Below are 20,201 nucleotides of genomic sequence, written 5' to 3'. Positions count from 1 at the left end.
TCTAGTGAGCTATTCACGATCAGGGTCCTTCCATTTGGCCTCGATTAACTTCGTTTTTTTTGCGCGTCTTGACCAACGAAACCACCACCCCACCCAGCAGCAACCCGAATGTCACCCCCAACGACAGCAACGCTGGCACCTTGCCCACCATGCCGTGGTAGAAAATCTTGCAGCCAATAAAGATCAACACCAACGCCAGCGCGTACTTGAGGTAAACGAACCGGTGCATCAGCGCCGACAGCGCGAAGTACAGCGAGCGCAGCCCAAGGATGGCGAAGATGTTCGAGGTGTAAACGATGAACGGGTCCTGGGTAATGGCGAAGATCGCCGGCACGCTGTCGACGGCGAACACCAGGTCGGCCAGTTCGATCAGCACCAGCGCCAGAAACAACGGGGTGGCATAGCGCAGGGCCTTGCTGTGCCCGGGCGGGGTCTGGCGTATGAAGAAGTGCGAGCCGTGGATCTGGTCGGTGACCCGCATGTGCCGGCGTACGAACTTGATGATCGGGTTGTTGGCCAGGTCCGGGTGGCTGTCTTCTTTCGACAGCGCCATCTTCACCCCGGTGAACAGCAGGAAGGCGCCGAAGAGGTACAAGACCCAGGCAAAGTTCTGCACCAGCGCCGCGCCCACGCCGATCATGATCGCCCGCAGGAACACCACCCCCAGGATGCCCCAGAACAGTACGCGGTGCTGGTAGCGGCGGGGGATGGCGAAGTAGCTGAAGATCATCGCCATGACGAACACGTTGTCCATCGACAGCGACTGCTCGACCAGGAAGCCGGTGTAGAACTCCAGCGCCGACTGGGCGCCCAGCTGATACCAGACCCCGGCGCCGAACAGTACACCGACGCTGAAATAGCCCGAATACAGCAGCAGGCTTTCGCGCATTTCGATTTCCCGGTCGTGCCGGTGCAGCACGCCCAGGTCGAGCACCAGCAAACCGATGACGATGGCCATGAACACCAGCCACAACCAGGCGCTGGTACCGAGAACGGGGGTGGTGAGGAATGCGTGCAGAGCTGTCATGAGCCCCTCCTTGAATGTCGACGTTGCTTGGCAACAGTGATCCGACATGGCGGCTTGGCAGCCGTCAGAGGGGCCCGGTATCACATGGGCTTGAGCCTAGACCCGTTTGCCATGGATGCCGAATGGGGAGCTGTTACATTTCTTTGCCAGGGCCGTAATCACGGCTTCAATACACCCACACCTCTACCCGACGGTTACGCAGGCGCCCTTGCTCCAGTTCATTGCCGGCCACTGGCAGTTCATCGCCCATGCCCGTTACCTCAAGCACCTCCACACCATCGCGTGCCAGCTCGCGGCGCACCGCCTGGGCGCGCAGGCGGGAGAGCAGGGCAGCGCGACCGGGCGTTTCCTTGGGGTCGCCAAACCCTACCAGCACGGCCTTGCTCTGCAACTTGCCGGCCTGGCGCAGGTATTCGACCACCCGCTGCACATCGCGCAGGGCCTTGTTGTCGAGGCTGGCGCTGCCTTCCTGAAAGCGGAAGTTCACGCTCAGCCGCTGCGCTTGCTGGGCCAGGGTGCGATAGCGTGGCGGCATATCGGACAAGGGCGGAACAGGCTGGGCCTTGATCTGCTGCGACACGAAACCCTGCTGGGCAACGATCGCCTGGCCAGCCGGGCTTTGGGCGAAATCGGCCAAGGCCTTGGCCTGTGGCTTGGGGTTGGCTGGCAAGTAGAAGTACAGGCGCCGTGACAGCGGGTAATCTTCGCTGGCCACCAGCGCGCGCTCTGGCAACATGGCCGGTGCGTCGCCTTCGGCCACCGCCAGCACCTTGGCCCCGTGTACCGCAGCCAGGCTGCTGAAGCCGATGGCCTGACGGTCGGTGGCTACTTGCGAAGCCAGCTCGTCGCTGGACTCGAAGCGCCGCGCCTTGGCTGATAGTTCGTCGTGCAGGGGCTCCAGCACAAGCGCCTTGAACGTCTCGTACGTGCCGGAGCGGTCGTCACGGGCATAGAGGTGGATGGCGCCGCCAGCAATGCCCAATTGCTCCCAGCGCTGGATCTGCCCGGAAAAAACCTGCGCCAGTTGCTGGGTGGTCAATTGTGGCAGCGGGTTGTCGGGGTGGACGATGACCGCCACACCGTCCAGGCCGATGACTTGTTCGGCGCTGGCAGCGCGCAGGTCGCCCAGAGCGCGCAACTGATGCACTTCGCTGTCGTTGATCGGCCGCGAGGCGGCCGCCAGGTCGGCGTCGCCACGGCCGAGGGCGACGAAGCCGGTGCTGGAACCATGGGCGGCAACATCGATGCGTACCGGCTGGCCATGATCGTCCCGCGCGGTGATTACGGTCTCGTTGGCGACGTTGCCCGGTTGCTGGTGGATGGCGGTGGCTTGCTGCGCACGCAATTGCCCCTGCACCAGTGCCGGCAGCAAGGCGGCGCCGATGGTGTTGGAGCCTTGGACACGCAGGTGAGCGGGCTCGGCCAGGGTCGCTAGCGGTAGCAGGGTGAGCAGCAAGACAAGCAGGCGCAGCATGCCGGGAGGCCTATGGCATAGAGTTGGCCGGCAGATTACGACAGTGGCGTGATGATCATGTGACAGTCAGTAGGGGCCGCAAAACGGCCCCCGCGATCTCAATGCGCCCCGGCCGACTTGCTCAAATCACTTTCGGCCCACTCGGTATAGATACATGCATCCGCCACCGCCCAGCGCACTTTCACGCTGTCGCCCGGTTGCATAGGCATACCCGAAGCCGACAGCGCTTTCACCGTCAACTCCGTGCCACCCGCCGTCACCACATGGCAGGTCTGGCTCTCACCCAGGAACAGCACTTCGCCAACCTTGGCACTGACTTCGTTCCAGCCCGCCGGCAGCGGCTCGCGCGCAGCCTGTTCGGCGGTCAAGGCCAGGGCTTTTTCCGGGCGCACCATGATCAGGGCATCCTGCGAGGCGGTAAGGCCCGGCGTCAGGCGAATGGCCACCGGCTGGCCCTCGAAACTGCCCGCGCCGTTGCTGCTGGCCTTGATACGCAGGAAGTTGGAGTTGCCCAGGAACGACGCGACAAAGGCATTCGGCGGGTTCTGGTACAGGTCGTAACCGGTGCCCAGGCCGACAATCTTGCCGTGGCTGAAGATGGCGATGCGCTGGGACAGGCGCATGGCCTCTTCCTGGTCGTGGGTGACGTAGACGATGGTGATGCCCAGCCGGCGGTGCAGCTGGCGCAGCTCGTCCTGCAGGTCTTCGCGCAGCTTTTTGTCCAGCGCACCGAGCGGTTCGTCCATCAACAGGATGCGTGGCTCGTACACCAGCGCCCGGGCAATGGCCACACGCTGTTGCTGGCCACCGGACATCTGCGAGGGCTTGCGGTGGGCGAACTTCTCCAGTTGCACCAGCTTGAGCATGGCATCGACACGCTTGGCGGTTTCGGCAGCGTTGAGCTTGCGAATGGCCAGCGGGAAGGCAATGTTGTCGCGCACGTTCAGGTGCGGGAACAGCGAGTAGCGCTGGAACACCATGCCGATATCACGCTTGTGCGGCGGCACGTTCACCAGCGACTGGCCATCGACCAGGATCTCGCCGCTGCTGGGCGTTTCGAAGCCGGCCAGCATCGATAGGGTGGTGGATTTGCCCGAGCCGCTGGAGCCGAGGAAGGTCAGGAACTCGCCGTCCTGGATTTCCAGGTCGAGGTTGTCCACGGCGGTGAAGTCGCCGTAGTGCTTGTTCAGGCCGCGCAGGCTGACCAGGGTCTTGCCGGGCGCGTTGTCTTTGATCACTGCACTCATTGTTGTTTTCTCCGCGCGCTCAGGCGTTTGTTTCGGTGCGCCGGCGCAAGGCGGCGGCAATGAACATGACAAACAGCGACAGGCCGATCAGCAGCGTCGAGGCCACGGCAATGACCGGGCTCAGGTCCTGGCGCAGGGTGGTCCACATCTTCACCGGTAGGGTCTGCAGGTCGGGGCTGGCCATCATCACGCTCAGCACCACTTCATCCCACGACACCAGGAAGGCGAACAGGCCGCCAGCGATCATCCCCGGGCGAATGGCCGGGAAGGTGACCTTGAAGATGGCCTGCAGGCGCGAAGCACCGCAGATCACCGCGGCATCCTCGATCGACTGGTCGAACAGCTTCAGCGAGTTGATGATCGAGATGATGGTGAAGGGCAGGGCAACGATCACATGGCTGACCACGAAGGCGAACAGCGTGCCGGTGTAGCCGAGCTTGAGGAACAGGGCGTACACCGCCACGGCGATGATCACCAGTGGCACGATCATCGGCATGGTGAACAGCCCGTACAGCAGCTCGCGGCCCGGGAAGCGGCCACGCACCAGGGCGAATGCGCTGGGCAGGCCCAGCAGCACGGCGGCAATGGTGGTGAGCACGGCCACCTTGAGGCTGGCCAGCGCGGCGTCCATCCACTCCGGGTTGGAGAAGAACTGGCCGTACCACTTGAAGGTCCAGCCCGGTGGCGGGAACACCAGCCACTGGGACGAGCCGAACGACAGCAACACGATGAACACCACCGGCAGCAGCAGGAAGGCCGCAATGACCCCGGTGGTCAGGTACAGGCCCGTGCGCAGCGGGCGGCCCATGGCATTGGGAGACAGGAGCATGGCGGTTTACCTCGCATTGCCAACCGGGGATTCCGGCTGCAGCTTCAGGTACAGGTAGAAGAGCACCAGGGTGATCACCACCAGCAGTGCGGCGGCGGCGCTGGCCAGGCCCCAATTGAGGAACGATTGCACCTGCTGGATGATGAATTCGGGCAGCATCATGTTCTGCGCCCCGCCCAGCAGCGCCGGGGTGACGTAGTAACCGAGCGACATCACGAACACCATCAGCGCCCCGGAGAAAAGCCCCGAACGGCACAGCGGCAGAAACACCTTCCAGAAGTTGGTCCACGGGCTGGCGCCGCAGATGGAACCGGCCTGCAGCACCATCGGGTCGATGGCGTGCATGGTCGCCTGCAGCGGCAGCACGATGAACGGGATCATGATGTAGCTCATGCCGATCACCACGCCGGTGAGGTTGTGCACCATTTCCAGCGGGGCATCGATGATGCCCATGGCCATCAACGCCTTGTTGATCACCCCCGAACTTTGCAGCAGCACCAGCCACGAGTAGGTGCGTGCCAGCAGGCTGGTCCACATCGACAGCAGCACGATGTTCAGCAACCAGCGGCCCCAGCCTTTTGGCACCAGCGTGATCGCCCAGGCCAGCGGAAAGCCCAGCAGCACGCTGATCAGGGTCACCACACCGGCCACCGAGAAGGTGTTGAACAGCACCCGTGCGTAGGCCGAGTTGGCGAACAACTGCTCGTAGTTGCCCAGCCCCGGCGTTGGCTCCAGCACCCCGCGCAGCAACAGGCCGACCAGCGGGGCGAAGAAGAACAGGCCAAGGAACAGCAGGGCCGGCAGCAGGTTGCGGCTGCCCTTCCAGCGCTGGCTCAGACTGGCGCGGCGGGGTGTTGTACCCGAGGCGCCGGTGCCCGTGGGGGCACCTTGCGCGTTATGCAGGGCGTTGATGGCGACTTTCATTTGACCAACCACTCATTCCAGCGGGCCGCGATGGCCTGGCCGTTCTTGGCCCAGTAGGCGAAGTCCAGGGTGACCTGGTCCTGGGCGTAGGCAGTGGGCAGGTTCGGTGCGAGGTCTTTGTTCAGCTTGGCCACGCTGTCGACGTTCACTGGCGCGTAGGCGGTCTTGTTGGCGAACTCGGCCTGGCCTTCGGCGCTGCTGGCGTTGGCCAGGAACTTCATGGCCGCGTCCTTGTTCTTGGCGCCTTTGGGAATGACCAGGAAGTCGGCCATGACCAGGTTCTGTTTCCAGCTCACGCCCACTGGTGCGCCATCTTGCTGCAGGGCGTAGACGCGGCCGTTCCAGAACTGGCCGAGCGAAGCCTCACCCGAGGCCAGCAGCTGTTGCGACTGGGCGCCGCCGCCCCACCAGACGATGTCTTTCTTGATGGTGTCGAGTTTCTTGAAGGCGCGGTCCAGGTCCAGCGGGTACAGCTTGTCGGGCGCTACGCCGTCGGCCAGCAGGGCCAGTTCCAGCACGCCAGGGCTCGGCCATTTGTACAGGGCGCGTTTGCCGGGGTAGGTCTTGGTGTCGAACAGCGCGGTCCAGTCCACAGGCTTGTTGGCACCGAGCTTGCCTTCGTTGTAGCCCAGCACGAAGGAGAAGAAGAACGAGCCAACGCCGTGGTCGGAAACGAAACGCGGGTCGATCTTGTCACGTTTGATCTGGTTGAAATCGAGGGGTTCCAGCAGGCCTTCGCTGGCGGCACGCAGGGCAAAGTCGGCTTCGACATCGACCACGTCCCACTGCACGTTGCCGCTTTCGACCATGGCCTTGAGCTTGCCGTAGTCGGTGGGGCCGTCCTGGACGACTTTGATGTCGGTGGCTTTGGTGAAGGGGACGGCCCACGCTTCTTTCTGGGCGTCCTGGGTGGTACCGCCCCAGCTGACGAAATTCAGGCTGTCAGCGGCCACGGCGGCTTGACAGGCCAGGGTCAGCAGGCTGGCGGACAGCACTGCGGTTACACGTTTGCTCAACAGCATGGTTACGCCCTCGTTGCTTTTGTTATTCGAGGCGGGGCTTGTGATGCGCCCGCCAACAGTGTTCGGGGAGCAGCTAAAACAAAGTGTCTGGGTGGCCGTTTGTAATTGTAGGTGCCGGCCTGCAGATTCAAGGTCTACGGGATATCATATTATGGTATTCCAAACTTTTGGCAAGAGGTATGAGGCGACCGGCCATCACTCCGCCCGTTCAGAAACGCTGCGGGGCCCCGCAGGGCCCCGCCAAATCAGATGCTTATGTGTTTTCAGCCGAGCATCCCGGGCTCGAACGGAATGCTCTGCACCACCTCCAGTTCATACCCCGCCAGCCCGGCATACTTCAGCGGAGGCCCCAGATGGCGCAGCTTGCCCACGCCCAGGTCCTGCAGAATCTGTGCTCCGGTGCCCACTTCGGAGTACACCTTCGATTGCCCGCGCTGATAAGGGCGCACCGGATGGGTCAGCTGCGGTACGCGCTCCAGCAGGGCTTGGGAGGATTCATGGTTGGCCAGGATCACCACTACGCCAGCCCCTTCCTCGGCCACCTTCTGCAAGGCCGCCCATAACGTCCAGTTGGCTGGCCCGGCGTATTCGGCACCTACCAGGTCGCGCAGCGGGTCGATCACATGCACCCGCACCAAGGTCGGCTGCTCGCGGCGGATATCACCCATGACCATGGCCATGTGCACGCCGCCTTCGATGCGGTCTTCATAGGTGACCAGGCGGAAGGTGCCATGCACGGTCGGCAGCTCGCGTTCACCGATGCGCTTGATGGTCTGCTCGGTGCTCAGGCGGTAGTGGATCAGGTCGGCGATGGTGCCGATCTTGATGCCATGCTGCGCGGCGAACACTTCAAGGTCCGGGCGGCGGGCCATGGTGCCGTCGTCGTTGAGCACTTCGACAATCACCGAGGCCGGGCTGAAGCCGGCCAGGCGGGCCAGGTCGCAGCCGGCTTCGGTGTGGCCGGCACGGGTCAGCACGCCGCCTTCGCGGGCGCGCAGGGGGAAAATGTGGCCGGGTTGCACCAGGTCTTCTGGGCGAGCGTCAGGGGCCATGGCCGCGGCCACGGTGCGTGCCCGGTCGGCGGCGGAAATGCCGGTAGTGACGCCAGTGGCCGCTTCGATCGACACGGTAAACGCTGTGCTGAACACGCTGCCATTGGCCGGCACCATCTGCTCCAGGCCCAAGCGCTGGCAGTGTTCGTCGGTCAGGGTCAGGCAGATCAGGCCACGTGCTTCACGGGCCATGAAGTTGATGGCCTGGGCGTCGCAACGCTCGGCGGCGATCAGCAGGTCGCCTTCGTTTTCCCGGTCCTCGTCATCCACCAGCAGGACCATCTTGCCTTGCCGGTAGTCCTCGAGAAGTTCCTCGATGGTGTTGAAAGCCATGTTGCACGCTCACTGTGGTGGGGTGATTTTTATGGTATACCATCATACACAAATATCGCCGTAACAGGAGAGCAGCGCATGAAGGCCTATTGGATCGCCCATGTTGACGTGACCGACCCCGAGCAATACCAGCAGTACACTCAGCGCGCCCCGGCTGCCTTCAAGGCGTTCGGCGGCCGCTTCCTGGCCCGTGGCGGGCGCAGCGAGGCGATGGAAGGGCGGCCTACCCCTCAGCGTAGCGTGGTGATCGAGTTCGATTCGTACGAGCAGGCAGTGGCGTGCTACCGGTCTGAGCTGTATCAGGAGGCCTGCAGCCATCGCCAGGGCGTGGCGAAGGCAGAGGTGATCATTGTCGAAGGGTTTGAACCCTGAGTTTGGGCTGATGGCCCTTTCGCGGGTTTACCCGCGAAAGGGCCGGTCCTGTTTATGGCATACCTGGCAGTTCATGCGGCCTCAGGTCAAACACCAGCACCTCGGCATCCACCCCATTACCCAGTTCCAGCATTTGTTCCTGCCTGACCCGCACGCCATCCCCTTCATTCAGCAGTTGCCCATTGAGCTCGATGCTACCCCGGGCCACATGCACATAGGCATGGCGGTTTTCCGGCAAGGTCAGCGTGGCGCGTTCGTCACCGTCGAACAAACCGGCATACACCCGCGCATTCTGCCTGACCTGCAACGACCCCTCGGCACCGTCCGGCGAGATGATCAGGCGTAGCTTGCCGCGCTTTTCCTCGGCGCTGAAATGCTGTTGCTGGTAACGCGGTGTTGCGCCTTGCACGTTCGGCACGATCCAGATCTGCAGAAAGTGCACCGGCTGCGCCTGGCTGTGGTTGAACTCGCTATGGGCCACGCCGTGGCCTGCGCTCATCAGTTGCACATCGCCCGGGCGTATCACCGAGCCGGTACCCAGCGTGTCCTTGTGCTCCAACGCGCCTTCCAGCACGTAGCTGAAAATTTCCATGTCGCGGTGAGGGTGTTGGCCAAAGCCCTTGCCAGCGATGACGCGGTCGTCGTTGATCACCAGCAGGTCGGAGAAACCTTGCTCGTCCGGGTTGCGGTAATGGCCGAACGAGAAGGTGTGGAAGGACTTCAACCAGCCATGGAAGGCCAGGCCACGGTCTTGGGCGTTGCGTAGGGTGAGCATGGTGATTCTCCTTGAAAGCCGGGGCCGGGAGGGCTGCCGTGCTGTTGATGGGAGGATCTTACTGTCACTATTGCGATATAAAAATTAGCTAGAACAAGTATTACTGTATTGTTTTTAGTGACAATTGTAGGACGACTCTTACGGTCTTTTTTTCAGCGGTTGTAGGATTGGTCTCGACTGAACGGTGTGCGGTTTGAGGGGGGCATTTTAATGCTAGCTTCTGGGTTTTAAGGTCTCAGGAGATTGTGTGACTATGTCTGCTAGTCACCAGGAACGGCATTTCTGGCGCTGGGTGGTCGCGATAATGCTTGCCCCAATCGTCTTTTGGTATGTCGCTACACCCTGGGTAAGTTTTCATTTTTCTGACAAGGGCCAGGGGCGTCTTGGATATATCTTGAATGTTCAAGATGACATTTCAAAAGGTGAGATATACCCAGGCGAAACCACCGGCGGCCCCGGTCACATCTTCCCGAACGACCAATTTTTCATGCAGCTCGATTGGAACAACCGTGGAAAGTGGCACTGCATTCGGGCCAAACCCAAGTGGCCCAGGATCGATATTTACATCGGGGCGGACGGTGCCATCGATAGCCGCACCGATGGCAGATTCATTGAAGCCTGCGGGCCATTTCCGCAATAGAAGCAAAAGACCCGCCTAGGCGGGTCTTTTGCTTATCGACTCACTGCAGATGCACTTTAAGTTCGGTGCCCGCTTGCCTCATCGCCGCCTTCACCGCCGGCACCTGGCTCAACGGGTTCAACAGCCCATAGTCATGAATCATCCCGTTGTAGCGCACCGAAGTCACGGTCACGCCGGCCGCATTCAGCTTGCGGGCATACGCTTCACCCTCATCGCGCAGCACATCGAATTCGGCGGTCTGCACCAGCGCTGGCGGCAACCCCTTCAGCTGTTCACTGCTGGCCCGCAGCGGCGAAGCGTAGATTTGTGCCCGGGCGTTGGCATCGGTGGTGTAGTTGTCCCAGAACCATTTCATCATCCCGGTGGTCAGGAAGTGCCCTTCGGCAAACTGTTTGTACGATGCCGTCTCGAAGCTGGCATCGGTCACCGGCCACAGCAGCAGCTGGAAGCGCAGGGCAGGGGTGCCGGCCTCTTTGGCCTTGAGTGCTACCACCGCAGCCATGTTGCCGCCCACGCTGTTGCCGGCTACGGCCAGGCGTTTGCCGTCAACGCCGATTTCCTTGCCATGCTCAGCCACCCAGCGGGTGGCGGCATAGGCCTGGTTGATCGCCGTCGGGTAGTGCGCCTCTGGCGAGGGGGTGTAGTCCACATAAACCGCCACCGCGCCGGAGCCGACCACCAGGTCGCGGATCAGTCGCTGGTGGGTCGGGAAGTCACCGAGTACCCAGCCGCCACCGTGGAAGAACATGAACACCGGCAGGTCGCCCTTGACGTTGGCCGGGCGTACCACTTGCAGCTTGATCGACTCGCCGTTGGCCTGGATGGTGCGCTCTTTTACCTCGATACCGGAGAGGTCGACTTTCACCGAAGCCTGGGCGCCGGTGAGCACTGCGCGGGCGTCTTTCGGGCTGAGTTGCTCCAGTGGCTTGCCGCCGCCTTGTTCCAGGGCCTGGAGGAAGGCCTGGGTGTGTTGCTCGACACCTGGGCTGCCAGCGGCAAAGGCGCTGGAGACGGACAGGGCCAGAAGCGAAGCGGTGAGGGCTTTGTGGACAATGTTCATGAGCGAATCCTTTTCTATGCAAGTGTTGGTAATGGGCGTCTTGCCTGGCCTGCTGGGCCATCGCTGCGACCTGTGCGTAGATTAGGGAGATGCACTGATGAGAAAAAGCCGCTATAAAGCGTTTGACTGTCACCAAGAGCGAGACAATGAACCCTTACGAAGACATGCGGATCTTTGCCCAGGTCATGGAAGCCGGTAGCTTCACCGCCGCCGCCGACCGCCTGGGGATGTCCAAGCAATCGGTCAGCCGGCGCCTGATGCAGCTTGAAGAGCGTCTTGGCGTGCGCCTGCTGAACCGCTCTACCCGGCGGTTGGACGCCACGCCGCTGGGCCAGCACTACTACCAGTCGGCCCTGCGCCTGCTGAGTGAAGTGCAGCAGGTGGAGCACGACATCAGCGGCCAGGCCCAGGCGTTGCGTGGCACCTTGCGCCTGAGCGCGCCGCTGTCGTTCGCCATGGCTCACCTGGGCTGCCTGCTGACCGAGTTCCTGCAATTGCACCCTCAGGTGGATGTGGAGGTAGACCTGAGTGACCGGGCCGTCGACCTGATCGGCGAGGGTTACGACCTGGCTCTGCGCATTGGCGCGCTGGAGGATTCCAGCCTGATTGCGCGGCGCATTGCCAGTGTCGAGCGGGTGTACTGTGCGAGCCCGGATTACCTGCAAGCGCGGGGCGTGCCGACAGCACCGGATGAACTGGCAGGGCACGACTGCCTGCCTTATGGGCATTCGCGTCAGGTGCAGTGGCAGTTTCGCCAGGGCGGCAAAGCGCAGGCGATTCAGGTGGCCGGGCGGATGCGTGCGAACAACGGTGAGTTGCTTCGGGATGCAGCCATCGCCGGGATGGGGGTGACGTATCTGCCGACCTTCATCGTGGGGCAGGCGTTGGCGGCCGGGCGGCTGTTGAGTGTGCTGGAAGACTGGACGCCACCGGCATTGCAGCTATCGGCGGTGTATCCGCAACACCGTCAGGTGGCCCGGCCGGTAAAGGGGTTTGTCGATTTTCTGCGTGAGCGGCTGGTGCAACTGTAGGCTTGCGTCAGCACCGGTCCAGCAGCGGTGCCCGACGCGCCTGCGGTGCGGCCCAGAGCAATTGGGCCACGCCGATGGTCCGCTCCTCGAAACCGCCCTGGCAATAGCACAGGTAGAACTCCCACAAGCGCTGGAAGGTATCGTCATACCCCAGCGCCATCAGCTCCGCACGCGCCGACCGCAGGTTGTCGCGCCAGTGGCGCAGGGTGCGCGCATAGTCCTGGCCAAAGTCTTCCAGGTGCACCAGGTTCAGGGCGGTCTGGCGGCTGGCGGTATCCAGCAGCACGCTCAGCGAGGGCAAGGCGCCGCCGGGGAAAATGTAGCGCTGGATGAAATCCACTGAACGCCTGGCCTGGGCGTAGCGCTGGTCGCGGATGGTAATGGCCTGCACCAGCATCAGCCCGTCGTCCTTGAGCAGCGAAGCGCACTGGCGAAAGTACGTGGGCAGGTAGCGGTGGCCGACGGCTTCGATCATCTCGATCGACACCAGCTTGTCGAAACGCCCGCGCAGGTCGCGGTAGTCTTCGTGCAGCACGGTGATGCGCTGCTCCAGGCCCAGGGCCTTTACCCGCTGCAGGGTGTGGGCGTGCTGCGCCGCCGAGAGGGTGGTGGTGGTGACCCGGCAGCCATGCTGCCGGGCGGCGTGGATGGCCAGGCTGCCCCAACCGCTGCCGATTTCCAGCAAGTGGTCCTCGGGCTTGAGTTCAAGCTTTTGGCAAATGCGCTGCAGCTTGTTGGTCTGGGCTTGTTCCAGCGTTTGCGCCGGGCTGTCGAATTGCGCGGCAGAGTACATCATGGTGGGGTCGAGCAGGCGCTCGAACAGGTCGTTGCCCAGGTCGTAGTGCGCCAGGATATTGCGCCGTGCGCCGCGCCGGCTGTTGCGGTTCAGGCGGTGCAGCAGGCGCAGAGCCGGACGCGCCAGGCGTGCCAGGCCGCCCTCCATGGCATCCAGCACATCCAGATTGGCCACGAACAGCCGGGTGACTGCGGCAAGGTCCGGGCTGCGCCAGTAACCGTGGATATAGCCTTCCCCGGCACCAATCGAGCCATTGCCGGCGACCAGGCCCCAAGCCGCCTCGTCAACGACCTCGACTTCTGCATACAGCCGGCTGGCGACGTCGCCGAATGTCCATTGCTGGCCTTGGCTGATCAGGCGCAAATTGCCATGGCGCAACTGGCGCAATTGTGCGAGCACTGCATGTTTGGCCAGGCTGCCGAGCAGTGGGGAAATGCTGGTCGATTTGCTAACGCTCAAGGTCGGTTCGGGCATGGTCGGGCTCCTCGCATGTGGGTTGGCCGAGTGCCAGATCGTGCTGGCTGGCAATGTGGTCGTGCACGGGCGTGCGCTTGAGCAGCAGGCGCAGTGCCTGCCAGTAAATGCCGGTGAGGGTGCGCAGGCTCATCCAGGGGAAGGTGAGGATGTGCCGCTGCAAGCCGGCGCGGTCCAGCGGCTGGCGTAGCAGCGCCAGGTCTGCTTCGAACACCTTGTACCCGGCGCGCCAGTTTTCCATGTGGATGCGCACCCGCTGTGCATCGAGGACGAAGCGCAGGCGGTACTCCATGTCCAGCGGCATGAACGGCGAAACATGAAAGGCCTTGGCCACGGAAAAGGGTTGCGCCAGGCCACCCTCAACCGGCAGCACATAGTGGAAGCGTTCACGCCATGGGGTGTTGCGTACCTCCAGCAGCACGGCTATCAGCTGGCCCTGTTGGTCATGGCAGAAGTAGGTGCTCACCGGGTTGAAGGACAACCCCCAGCAGCGCGGTTGGGTAAGCAGGTGCACGGCGCCTTCGGGCACCTGGCCAATGGCTTGGCCGACCAGTTGCCGGGCGGCTTCGGCCAAGGGTTTACCTTGGCGGGTCAGCGCTGGCAGGTAGTCGGTTTCGCGCCAGCACAGGGGCGCCAGCCGTGAGCGCCCAAGCCAGCGACACAGGCTCAGCAGCTGCTGTTGTTCGTTCAGGTCCAGGTAGAACATGCCAACCCGATAGCGAAACGCATGCGGCCTTGGGCTCAGGCGCTTGTGGCTGACCCACCCTTGGCACAGGCTGCTGTTCACAGCTGTTCTCCAAAATGCCGGGCCACGCTCAGCGCGCTCAGCACACCGTCTTCGTGAAAGCCGTTGGCCCAGTAAGCGCCGCAGTAATAGCTGTGCAATGGCCCTTGCAGTTCGTGTTGGCGGGCCTGTGCTGCCAGCGCGGCCAGGCTGTATTGCGGGTGCGCGTAGTCGAAGCGGGCGAGTACCTGTGTCGGGTCCACAAGTGCCGTCTGGTTGAGGCTGACGCAAAACGTGGTCGGTGCCCGGATGCCCTGGAGGATGTTCATGTTGTAGGTCAGTGCGGCGGGCGCCTGCGCGTTGTCGCCCAGGCGGTAGTTCCAGCTGGCCCATGCTTTACGCCGTTGGGGCAGCAGGCGCGAGTCGGTGTGCAGCACCACATCGTTGCTGGCGTAGCGGATGGCCCCCAGGATGGCGCGTTCTGCTTCGCTGGGCGGTGCCAGCAGGGCCAGGGCCTGGTCGCTGTGGCAGGCGAACACGACTTTGTCGAAGCGTTCGCTGCTGCCTGGCCAGGTAACCGTGACGCCGCTTACGTCACGTTTTACCTGTTGTACCGGGCAGCCCAGGCGAATCCGCTCGGCAAACGGTTTGCACAGGGGCGTGAGGTAGGCGCGCGAGCCACCTTCGATCACCTGCCATTGCGGGCGATGGTTGACCGACAGCAAACCGTGGTTTTGACAGAAACGCACGAAGAACTGCAAGGGGAAGTCCAGCATGCCGGTGGGTGACATCGACCAGATAGCCGCCCCCATCGGCACGATGTAATGGTCGATGAAACGCCGGCCATAGCCTTGGGCTTGCAGATAGTTGCCAAGGGTGGTGGTGCCATCGATGCGCTGCTGAGCCAGGTCGGCTGGCGCCTGCCGGTTGAAGCGCAGCACATCGCGCAGCATGCCCCAGAACCCCGCAGACAACAGGTTGCGCCGTTGGGCGAACAGGGTGTCCAGGTCGTGGCCGTTGTACTCGAACCCCGTGCGCGGGTCATGCACCGAAAAACTCATCTCCGTCGGCCGCCAGGCGACGCCCAGTTGCGTGAGCAGGCGGATGAAGTGCGGGTAGGTCCAGTCGTTGAACACGATGAAGCCGGTATCGACGGCATAGTGTTGGCCCTGCCATTGCACATCCACGGTATGGGTATGCCCGCCAACCCGCTGCGCTGCCTCGAACACCGTGACCTCGTTTCGGCGTGACAGCAGGTGGGCGCAGGTGAGGCCGGCAATGCCGGTGCCGATGATCGCGATGCGCATGGGTCAGCCCTGTGAGGGACGCGCCAGATGGCGGCCCAGCCTGAGGCGCAGGCGTGCCGGCAATGCGCCGAGCAACCGCAGCACCAGGGTGAAGGTGGCAGGGAAGGCAATCTCCAGTGGGCGACGCGGCAGGCGCGTGATGATGTGGTCGGCGGCGCGTTCGACGCGCCACAGTTGGGGCATGGGGAAATCATTGCGGCGTGTCAGGGGCGTGTCGACGAAACCGGGGCTGACCAGGGTGACGTCGATGCCTTCGGCAGCCAGGTCGATGCGCAGGGATTCGACCAGGTAGCGCAAGGCTGCCTTGGACGCGCCATAGGCCCCTGCGCGTGGCAAGGCCAGCCAGCTGACCGAGCTGCCCATGACCACCAGGTGCGGCTGCCGGCCACGGCGCAGCAAGGGCAGGGCGGCGGCCAGGCAAAGGCTGGTACCGGTCAGGTTGGTGCGCATTACCCGCTCGACCAGCGCCGGGTCGAAGTGCCCCGGTTCCAGGTATTCGCAGGTGCCGGCATTGAGAATGACCTGGTCCAGTGCGCCCCAGGCCTGCTCGATCTGCCCGGCCATCTGCGCCACATCCCCTGGCTGGTCGACATCGCCCACCGTCAGCAATACCTGGCCCGGAAACTGTGCGGCCAGTGCGGCCAGCTTGTCCGCCCGGCGTGCCCCCAACGCCACCTGGTGGCCTTGCTCCAGCAATTGCAACGCCATGGCTGCGCCGATGCCGCTGCTGGCGCCGGTCAGCCAGCAACGGCTCATGCCAGCCTGCCTTTGAGCCAGCGAATCACGCTGCCCATGACGGGCACATGCTCGTAAAGCAGGGCGCCGGCATCGAAGTAATCCTGGTGAAAATGCACCCGCTCCTGCCAGCGCAGGTGGCTGCAACCCTGCAGGCTGATCAGTTGCCCGCGGGCGAGTTGCGGGTGGCGGTAGTGCAAGGTCCAGCGGATGTAGCCATGGCCCGGCGCCAGTTCGTCGGTGCCTTCGAACCGGTAATGCACGTCAGGCACCTTCGCGTACAACTGGGCGAAATAGGCCCGCAGTGCGCGAAGACCTGTGAGCTGGTGCAGTGGGTCGCGGAACGCGACATCCTCGCTGTACAGGTCGTTCAGCAGGTCGAGGTTATGCGAATCGAGCGTGGCAAAGCGTTCGGCGAAGTACTGGAGGTAGGTGGACATGCACAATACCTGTACAAAACTAAACTGTTGTACAAGGTATAGTGCAGGTCACTGTATAAAGCTATACAAAAGAAATGTTTTGTACAGTTTTTCGGGTGGCTACAGGTTCAGACTGCTATCAACCCGGTAATGCGCCCAACTCGATCAGCCCGCCATCGAACTCATCCATCGCATCCAGCACCGCCTCACGGAAATACGCCAACGACGCCCGATCGAACAGCAACTGCAAGGCCGGCTGCTCATCACTCCCCACATTCACCACGATCACATTGATCCGCGCCGCAGAGGTTTGCGCCACGGCACCGATGGGAAATGCCTGCAAACGCAGGTCGACTCCGCACAACTTGGCCATTACCGCGCTGCCATGCGCCCCCGACAGCTGCAACCAGGCATGGCTGTCCTGGCGCGGCAGCAGGTAGTTACGCTGGGCATCCTGCGTCCACTCGGCCTCTGTGGCGGCCACCCGCGTGCCTTCGTCAGCCAGGCTGCCCAGCAGCAGGTATTCGGTGTGCGACAACCGCGCTACCCAGCCGCCGTCGTCCTGGCGCACGGCCTGGTTCGGCTGCTGCGGCAACCGGTAGCCACGTTGCTGCAGGTAGGCGGCGCTGTCGACGCCGCGAAAGCCGACCCGCGCCACCTCGGTCAGGTCGGTCAACGCGCAGGCGTGCAACAGCTCGGCCCGCGGGCTGCGAGGGATAAACGCTTTGGCTTGCAAACTGGTCATGGTTCAGAGCTCCTGGCGCAGGTTGTCGGGGTCGTGGAACGGCAGTTGCACCACCTTGGCATGCACCATCGCGCCGCCCTCCACGCGGATCGGGATGTGCATGCCGGGGGTGGCCTGGTGGGCGCCGGCATAGGCCAGGCCGATGATCTGCCCCAGGGTTTGCGAGTACTCGCAGGAGGTGACGTTGCCGCTGATGTCCGGCCCGTCCAGCACCAGGTGCCCCTCCAGCGGCTGTGGGCTGCCTTTGGGCAGGGTGAAGCCGACCAGCTTGCGCTTGAGCGGCTGTGCTTCGAGGATTTCGATGGAGCGCTTGCCGACGAAGAACGGCTTCTTGCGGCCAATGGCCCACTGCATGTCGATCTCTGCGGGGTGGGTCATGCCGTCGGTGTCCTGGCTGATGATCACATGGCCTTTTTCCAGGCGCAGCAGGCGTTGGGTCTCGACGCCGAACGGGCGAATGCCCAGGCCCGCGCCGGCCTGCATCAGGGCGTCCCACAGGCGCTCGGCATGGCGCGCCGGCACATGCACTTCATAACCCAGCTCACCGACGAAACCGACCCGCAGGATGCGCGCCGGGATGCCGGCCACCTTGCCCTGCCGTACGCCCAGGTACGGGAAGGCCTCGGCCGACAGCGCGACATCGTCACACACCTTGGCCAGCACCTGACGCGACAGCGGCCCGGCCAGGTTGACGGCAGCCAAGGCGGCGGTGACGTTGGTGATGTCCACGTCCAGGCGCCACTGCGCATTCCACTTCAGCATCTGCTGGTAGATGCGGTCGACGCCGCTGGTGGTGGCGGTGACATAGAAGTGCTGCTCGCCCAGGCGCGCACAAACGCCATCGTCGATCACCACACCGTGTTCGTTGGTCATCAGTGCGTAGCGGGTGCGGCCGATGGCCAGTTTGGCAAAGCCGAAGGTGTACAGGCGTTCCAGCAGTTCGGCGGCGTCCGGGCCGCGTACGTCCAGGCCACCCAGGGTAGACACGTCGATCAGGCCGACCTTCTCGCGCACATGGCGGGCTTCTTCCTGCATGCAGCGCTCGCGGTCTTCGGGTTTGCCGTAATAAGCCGGGCGCTGCCAGATACCGGTCGGCATCATCTTCGCCCCGGCTTGCAGGTGGCGGCGGTGCATGGGGGTTTGCCGGTAGGGGTCAAAGGCGCGGCCGGCGACATGTGCCAGCTTTTCTGCCTGGAACGGTGGGCGGGCGGTAGTCACTCCGGTTTCGCTGATGCTGCGGCCGGTGGCCTGGGCCACCAGACGCGCCGTGGGTAGCGCCGAGTGGCGGCCTTGGGACGGGCCCATGCCGACCGTGGAAAAACGTTTGACCAGTTGCACGTCACGGTAGCCGCTGCGGGTAGCGTTGACGATGTCGCGCACTTGCAGGTCTTCGTCGAAGTCGACGAAATCCTTGCCTTTGGGGTGGGGGAAAATCGGCCAAGGGAAATTGACCTTGGCTTCGGCGCTGAACACCGACTGCGCCGGCGCTTGCAGGCCCAGCGCAGTTGCCGCGTCGGCGGCCCCACGCGTGGCATCGGCCAGCACGTTGGCCAGCGCGTGGCGGCCGTTTACCGAGCCTGCGATATCCAGCCCGGCCGGCAAATGGCTGATGGCGAATTCGTCGCGGTTGACGTCATAGGCCAGCTTGCCACCGGCCTGGCACAGCAACTGGTACACCGGCATGTAGCCCGCCGACATGCACAGCAGGTCGCACGCCAGGCGCAGCCCGTGCGGGCCGACCTTGCCCTGGCCGGTGATCGGGCGAATGTCCACGCCACTGACATGGCGCATGCCCGCTTCATGCAGGGCTTCATACACGGTGCTGCCCAGGTGCACGGGGATATCGCGGCGCTTCAGCTCGGCAGCCAGTGCGGCATCGGCCGGCGCGGCGCGCATGTCGACCACGGCGGCTACGGCCACGCCTTGCTCCTGCAGGTCGAGGGCGGCCAGGTAGCCGTCATCGTGGCCGGTGAGGATGACCGCGCGCTGGCCCGGTTTGACTGCGTACAGCTTCATCAGCCGCTGGGCAGCGCTGGTCAGCATCACGCCCGGCAGGTCGTTGTTGCGAAACACCACCGGCTGGTCGAACGAGCCGGCTGCCACCAGGCAACGGGTGGCGCGCACCTTGTATAGCCGCTTGTGCTGGATTACCGGCAGGTAGTTGTCGGTGAACCAGCCGTTGCAGGTGGCCTCCAGCAACACCTGGATGTTCGGGTGGCCCTCGACGGCGGCCAGCAGTTCCTGGCGCAGGCTGGCGGCGCGGGTGCCGGCGATGTCGAAGCGGGCGTAGGTGAGCGAGCCGCCCAGCACCGGTTGTTGTTCGATCAGCAGCACTTTGGCCCCGGCGTTGGCTGCGTCCAGGGCCGCACGCAGGCCAGCCGGGCCGGCGCCGATAACGGCCACGTCAACGAACAGATAGGCCTTGTCGTAATACTGCGGCTTGAAGCTGAGGTCGAGCACACCCAGGCCGGCTTTCTTGCGGATCAGTGGCTCCCACACTTTCCACATGCCCTTGGGCTTGTAGAACGAGCGGTAGTAGAAGCCCACCGGCATGAAGCGCGAGAACTTGCCCAGGTAGGCGTCGCGGTCATGCTGCAGGCTGCCGTTGAAGTTCTGCCCTTCGACCACCTGGCCGTCGCGGGCAGCCTCTAGGTCGGCCAGCACGTTGGGTTCTTCGGGCAACTGCACCAGGGTGTTGGCATCTTGCCCGGCCATGCTCAGCGGGCCGCGTGGGCGATGGTATTTGAACGAGCGCGACAGCAGCCAGCGGCCATTGCCAAGCAGGGCGCTGGCAATGGTGTCACCGGCAAAACCCTCGCAGGCCTGGCCGTCGAACTGGAAGCGCACAGGCCGCTCGCGGTCGATCAGCAGGCCCATGGGTGCGGGGAGGCGAGTGTGGCTGTTCATCCGGCAATCTCCGGGGTGGCGGCGGGGGTGAAGTCGACGCGGCGGTCGAACAGTGCTTTCGGGTCGAAGGTGCGCAGCACCTGGTCGCTAACCGTGTGACGCTCGGCCAGGAACCAGTAGCTGGAGGCGTTGTGCAGCCACCACTCGGTCACCACCCCGGCCAGGTTGTCGCTGTTGAACACATAGTCGGCCCACTCGGCATCGCTGCAACTGGCCGGGTCGGGCATGTGCTTGAACTCGCCGCCGTAGGTGAACTCGCTGATGTTGCGCGGGCCGTTCAAGGGGCAGGTCAGGATCTTCATCGTCGT

General features: G+C 63.6%; 20 protein-coding genes. 3 read left to right on the top strand and 17 right to left on the bottom strand.

The window, feature by feature from the left end:
* Positions 1-19: 19 nt before the first annotated feature.
* The 7 genes from A0O30_RS26900 to ribBA form a co-directional block, all read right to left on the bottom strand.
* On the bottom strand, positions 20-1,027 hold the full coding sequence (locus A0O30_RS26900; protein WP_105948731.1) for a TerC family protein: 1,008 nt from the start codon (positions 1,025-1,027) through the stop codon (positions 20-22).
* 166 nt (positions 1,028-1,193) lie between these two features.
* Entirely contained in the window at positions 1,194-2,501 is a 1,308-nt protein-coding gene (locus A0O30_RS26895) for a substrate-binding domain-containing protein (protein ID WP_105948730.1), read from the bottom strand.
* A 98-nt stretch (positions 2,502-2,599) separates the two neighbouring features.
* On the bottom strand, positions 2,600-3,748 hold the full coding sequence (locus A0O30_RS26890; RefSeq protein WP_105948729.1) for an ABC transporter ATP-binding protein: 1,149 nt from the start codon (positions 3,746-3,748) through the stop codon (positions 2,600-2,602).
* A 19-nt stretch (positions 3,749-3,767) separates the two neighbouring features.
* Complete coding sequence (locus A0O30_RS26885; RefSeq protein ID WP_105948728.1) at positions 3,768-4,577, bottom strand: ABC transporter permease; 810 nt, start codon at positions 4,575-4,577, stop codon at positions 3,768-3,770.
* A gap of 6 nt (positions 4,578-4,583) precedes the next feature.
* Positions 4,584-5,501 carry an ABC transporter permease gene (locus A0O30_RS26880; RefSeq protein WP_105948727.1) on the bottom strand — a complete coding sequence of 306 codons (918 nt, stop codon included), beginning with the start codon at positions 5,499-5,501 and terminating at the stop codon, positions 4,584-4,586.
* Complete coding sequence (locus tag A0O30_RS26875; RefSeq protein ID WP_060497215.1) at positions 5,498-6,523, bottom strand: ABC transporter substrate-binding protein; 1,026 nt, start codon at positions 6,521-6,523, stop codon at positions 5,498-5,500. The genes A0O30_RS26880 and A0O30_RS26875 overlap by 4 nt, the downstream gene beginning before the upstream one ends.
* A gap of 263 nt (positions 6,524-6,786) precedes the next feature.
* Complete coding sequence (gene ribBA, locus A0O30_RS26870; RefSeq protein ID WP_105948726.1) at positions 6,787-7,908, bottom strand: bifunctional 3,4-dihydroxy-2-butanone-4-phosphate synthase/GTP cyclohydrolase II; 1,122 nt, start codon at positions 7,906-7,908, stop codon at positions 6,787-6,789.
* Between the two features lie 78 nt (positions 7,909-7,986).
* On the opposite strand from ribBA, the gene A0O30_RS26865 reads away from it, so the two are divergent.
* A complete protein-coding gene (locus tag A0O30_RS26865) occupies positions 7,987-8,280 on the top strand; it encodes a DUF1330 domain-containing protein (RefSeq protein WP_105948725.1) in 294 nt (97 codons plus the stop codon).
* Between the two features lie 52 nt (positions 8,281-8,332).
* On the opposite strand, the gene A0O30_RS26860 is transcribed toward A0O30_RS26865, so the two are convergent.
* Positions 8,333-9,055, bottom strand: coding sequence for a pirin family protein (locus A0O30_RS26860; RefSeq protein WP_105948724.1), 723 nt, complete (start codon positions 9,053-9,055; stop codon positions 8,333-8,335).
* A gap of 253 nt (positions 9,056-9,308) precedes the next feature.
* On the opposite strand from A0O30_RS26860, the gene A0O30_RS26855 reads away from it, so the two are divergent.
* Positions 9,309-9,695 (top strand): hypothetical protein, encoded by a 387-nt coding sequence (locus tag A0O30_RS26855; RefSeq protein WP_232888342.1) that lies wholly within the window; start codon positions 9,309-9,311, stop codon positions 9,693-9,695.
* A 40-nt stretch (positions 9,696-9,735) separates the two neighbouring features.
* Here A0O30_RS26855 and A0O30_RS26850 read toward each other — a convergent pair whose 3' ends face one another.
* The gene (locus tag A0O30_RS26850; RefSeq protein ID WP_105948723.1) at positions 9,736-10,755 is read right to left on the bottom strand and encodes an alpha/beta hydrolase; all 1,020 of its coding nucleotides are present in this window, start codon (positions 10,753-10,755) and stop codon (positions 9,736-9,738) included.
* Positions 10,756-10,901: 146 nt separating this feature from the next.
* Here A0O30_RS26850 and A0O30_RS26845 point away from each other — a divergent pair, with 146 nt between their 5' ends.
* On the top strand, positions 10,902-11,786 hold the full coding sequence (locus A0O30_RS26845; RefSeq protein ID WP_105948722.1) for a LysR family transcriptional regulator: 885 nt from the start codon (positions 10,902-10,904) through the stop codon (positions 11,784-11,786).
* Positions 11,787-11,793: 7 nt separating this feature from the next.
* On the opposite strand, the gene A0O30_RS26840 is transcribed toward A0O30_RS26845, so the two are convergent.
* The 8 genes from A0O30_RS26840 to A0O30_RS26805 all read right to left on the bottom strand — a co-directional run bounded on the left by A0O30_RS26840 (position 11,794) and on the right by A0O30_RS26805 (position 20,195).
* A complete protein-coding gene (locus A0O30_RS26840; RefSeq protein ID WP_105948721.1) occupies positions 11,794-13,056 on the bottom strand; it encodes a cyclopropane-fatty-acyl-phospholipid synthase family protein in 1,263 nt (420 codons plus the stop codon).
* Complete coding sequence (locus tag A0O30_RS26835; protein WP_105948720.1) at positions 13,031-13,843, bottom strand: DUF1365 domain-containing protein; 813 nt, start codon at positions 13,841-13,843, stop codon at positions 13,031-13,033. Before A0O30_RS26835 ends, A0O30_RS26840 begins: the two co-directional genes overlap by 26 nt.
* On the bottom strand, positions 13,840-15,087 hold the full coding sequence (locus A0O30_RS26830; RefSeq protein ID WP_105948719.1) for an NAD(P)/FAD-dependent oxidoreductase: 1,248 nt from the start codon (positions 15,085-15,087) through the stop codon (positions 13,840-13,842). The genes A0O30_RS26835 and A0O30_RS26830 overlap by 4 nt, the downstream gene beginning before the upstream one ends.
* A gap of 3 nt (positions 15,088-15,090) precedes the next feature.
* Positions 15,091-15,843 (bottom strand): SDR family oxidoreductase, encoded by a 753-nt coding sequence (locus tag A0O30_RS26825; RefSeq protein ID WP_105948718.1) that lies wholly within the window; start codon positions 15,841-15,843, stop codon positions 15,091-15,093.
* The gene (locus tag A0O30_RS26820; RefSeq protein WP_105948717.1) at positions 15,840-16,262 is read right to left on the bottom strand and encodes a nuclear transport factor 2 family protein; all 423 of its coding nucleotides are present in this window, start codon (positions 16,260-16,262) and stop codon (positions 15,840-15,842) included. Before A0O30_RS26820 ends, A0O30_RS26825 begins: the two co-directional genes overlap by 4 nt.
* A 118-nt stretch (positions 16,263-16,380) precedes the next feature.
* Positions 16,381-16,986, bottom strand: a complete 606-nt coding sequence (locus A0O30_RS26815; RefSeq protein WP_105948716.1) for a sarcosine oxidase — start codon at positions 16,984-16,986, stop codon at positions 16,381-16,383.
* A gap of 3 nt (positions 16,987-16,989) precedes the next feature.
* Positions 16,990-19,893, bottom strand: coding sequence for a 2Fe-2S iron-sulfur cluster-binding protein (locus A0O30_RS26810; RefSeq protein WP_105948715.1), 2,904 nt, complete (start codon positions 19,891-19,893; stop codon positions 16,990-16,992).
* Positions 19,890-20,195 (bottom strand): sarcosine oxidase subunit delta, encoded by a 306-nt coding sequence (locus A0O30_RS26805; RefSeq protein WP_028613225.1) that lies wholly within the window; start codon positions 20,193-20,195, stop codon positions 19,890-19,892. Before A0O30_RS26805 ends, A0O30_RS26810 begins: the two co-directional genes overlap by 4 nt.
* Positions 20,196-20,201 lie beyond the last annotated feature (6 nt).

It is taken from the genome of Pseudomonas sp. LLC-1, assembly GCF_002992185.1.
Classification (GTDB): Bacteria; Pseudomonadota; Gammaproteobacteria; order Pseudomonadales; family Pseudomonadaceae; genus Aquipseudomonas; species Aquipseudomonas monteilii.
This window is presented reverse-complemented; position numbering and strand designations above follow the sequence as displayed.

Excerpts from the sequence above, each read along its gene's own strand:
- A0O30_RS26900 (WP_105948731.1), bottom strand. The coding sequence starts at position 1,027 with ATGACAGCTCTGCACGCATTCCTCACCACCCCCGTTCTCGGTACCAGC.
- A0O30_RS26895 (WP_105948730.1), bottom strand. The coding sequence starts at position 2,501 with ATGCTGCGCCTGCTTGTCTTGCTGCTCACCCTGCTACCGCTAGCGACC.
- A0O30_RS26890 (WP_105948729.1), bottom strand. The coding sequence starts at position 3,748 with ATGAGTGCAGTGATCAAAGACAACGCGCCCGGCAAGACCCTGGTCAGC.
- A0O30_RS26885 (WP_105948728.1), bottom strand. The coding sequence starts at position 4,577 with ATGCTCCTGTCTCCCAATGCCATGGGCCGCCCGCTGCGCACGGGCCTG.
- A0O30_RS26880 (WP_105948727.1), bottom strand. The coding sequence starts at position 5,501 with ATGAAAGTCGCCATCAACGCCCTGCATAACGCGCAAGGTGCCCCCACG.
- A0O30_RS26875 (WP_060497215.1), bottom strand. The coding sequence starts at position 6,523 with ATGCTGTTGAGCAAACGTGTAACCGCAGTGCTGTCCGCCAGCCTGCTG.
- ribBA (WP_105948726.1), bottom strand. The coding sequence starts at position 7,908 with ATGGCTTTCAACACCATCGAGGAACTTCTCGAGGACTACCGGCAAGGC.
- A0O30_RS26865 (WP_105948725.1), top strand. The coding sequence starts at position 7,987 with ATGAAGGCCTATTGGATCGCCCATGTTGACGTGACCGACCCCGAGCAA.
- A0O30_RS26860 (WP_105948724.1), bottom strand. The coding sequence starts at position 9,055 with ATGCTCACCCTACGCAACGCCCAAGACCGTGGCCTGGCCTTCCATGGC.
- A0O30_RS26855 (WP_232888342.1), top strand. The coding sequence starts at position 9,309 with ATGTCTGCTAGTCACCAGGAACGGCATTTCTGGCGCTGGGTGGTCGCG.
- A0O30_RS26850 (WP_105948723.1), bottom strand. The coding sequence starts at position 10,755 with ATGAACATTGTCCACAAAGCCCTCACCGCTTCGCTTCTGGCCCTGTCC.
- A0O30_RS26845 (WP_105948722.1), top strand. The coding sequence starts at position 10,902 with ATGAACCCTTACGAAGACATGCGGATCTTTGCCCAGGTCATGGAAGCC.
- A0O30_RS26840 (WP_105948721.1), bottom strand. The coding sequence starts at position 13,056 with ATGCCCGAACCGACCTTGAGCGTTAGCAAATCGACCAGCATTTCCCCA.
- A0O30_RS26830 (WP_105948719.1), bottom strand. The coding sequence starts at position 15,087 with ATGCGCATCGCGATCATCGGCACCGGCATTGCCGGCCTCACCTGCGCC.
- A0O30_RS26825 (WP_105948718.1), bottom strand. The coding sequence starts at position 15,843 with ATGAGCCGTTGCTGGCTGACCGGCGCCAGCAGCGGCATCGGCGCAGCC.
- A0O30_RS26820 (WP_105948717.1), bottom strand. The coding sequence starts at position 16,262 with ATGTCCACCTACCTCCAGTACTTCGCCGAACGCTTTGCCACGCTCGAT.
- A0O30_RS26815 (WP_105948716.1), bottom strand. The coding sequence starts at position 16,986 with ATGACCAGTTTGCAAGCCAAAGCGTTTATCCCTCGCAGCCCGCGGGCC.
- A0O30_RS26810 (WP_105948715.1), bottom strand. The coding sequence starts at position 19,893 with ATGAACAGCCACACTCGCCTCCCCGCACCCATGGGCCTGCTGATCGAC.
- A0O30_RS26805 (WP_028613225.1), bottom strand. The coding sequence starts at position 20,195 with ATGAAGATCCTGACCTGCCCCTTGAACGGCCCGCGCAACATCAGCGAG.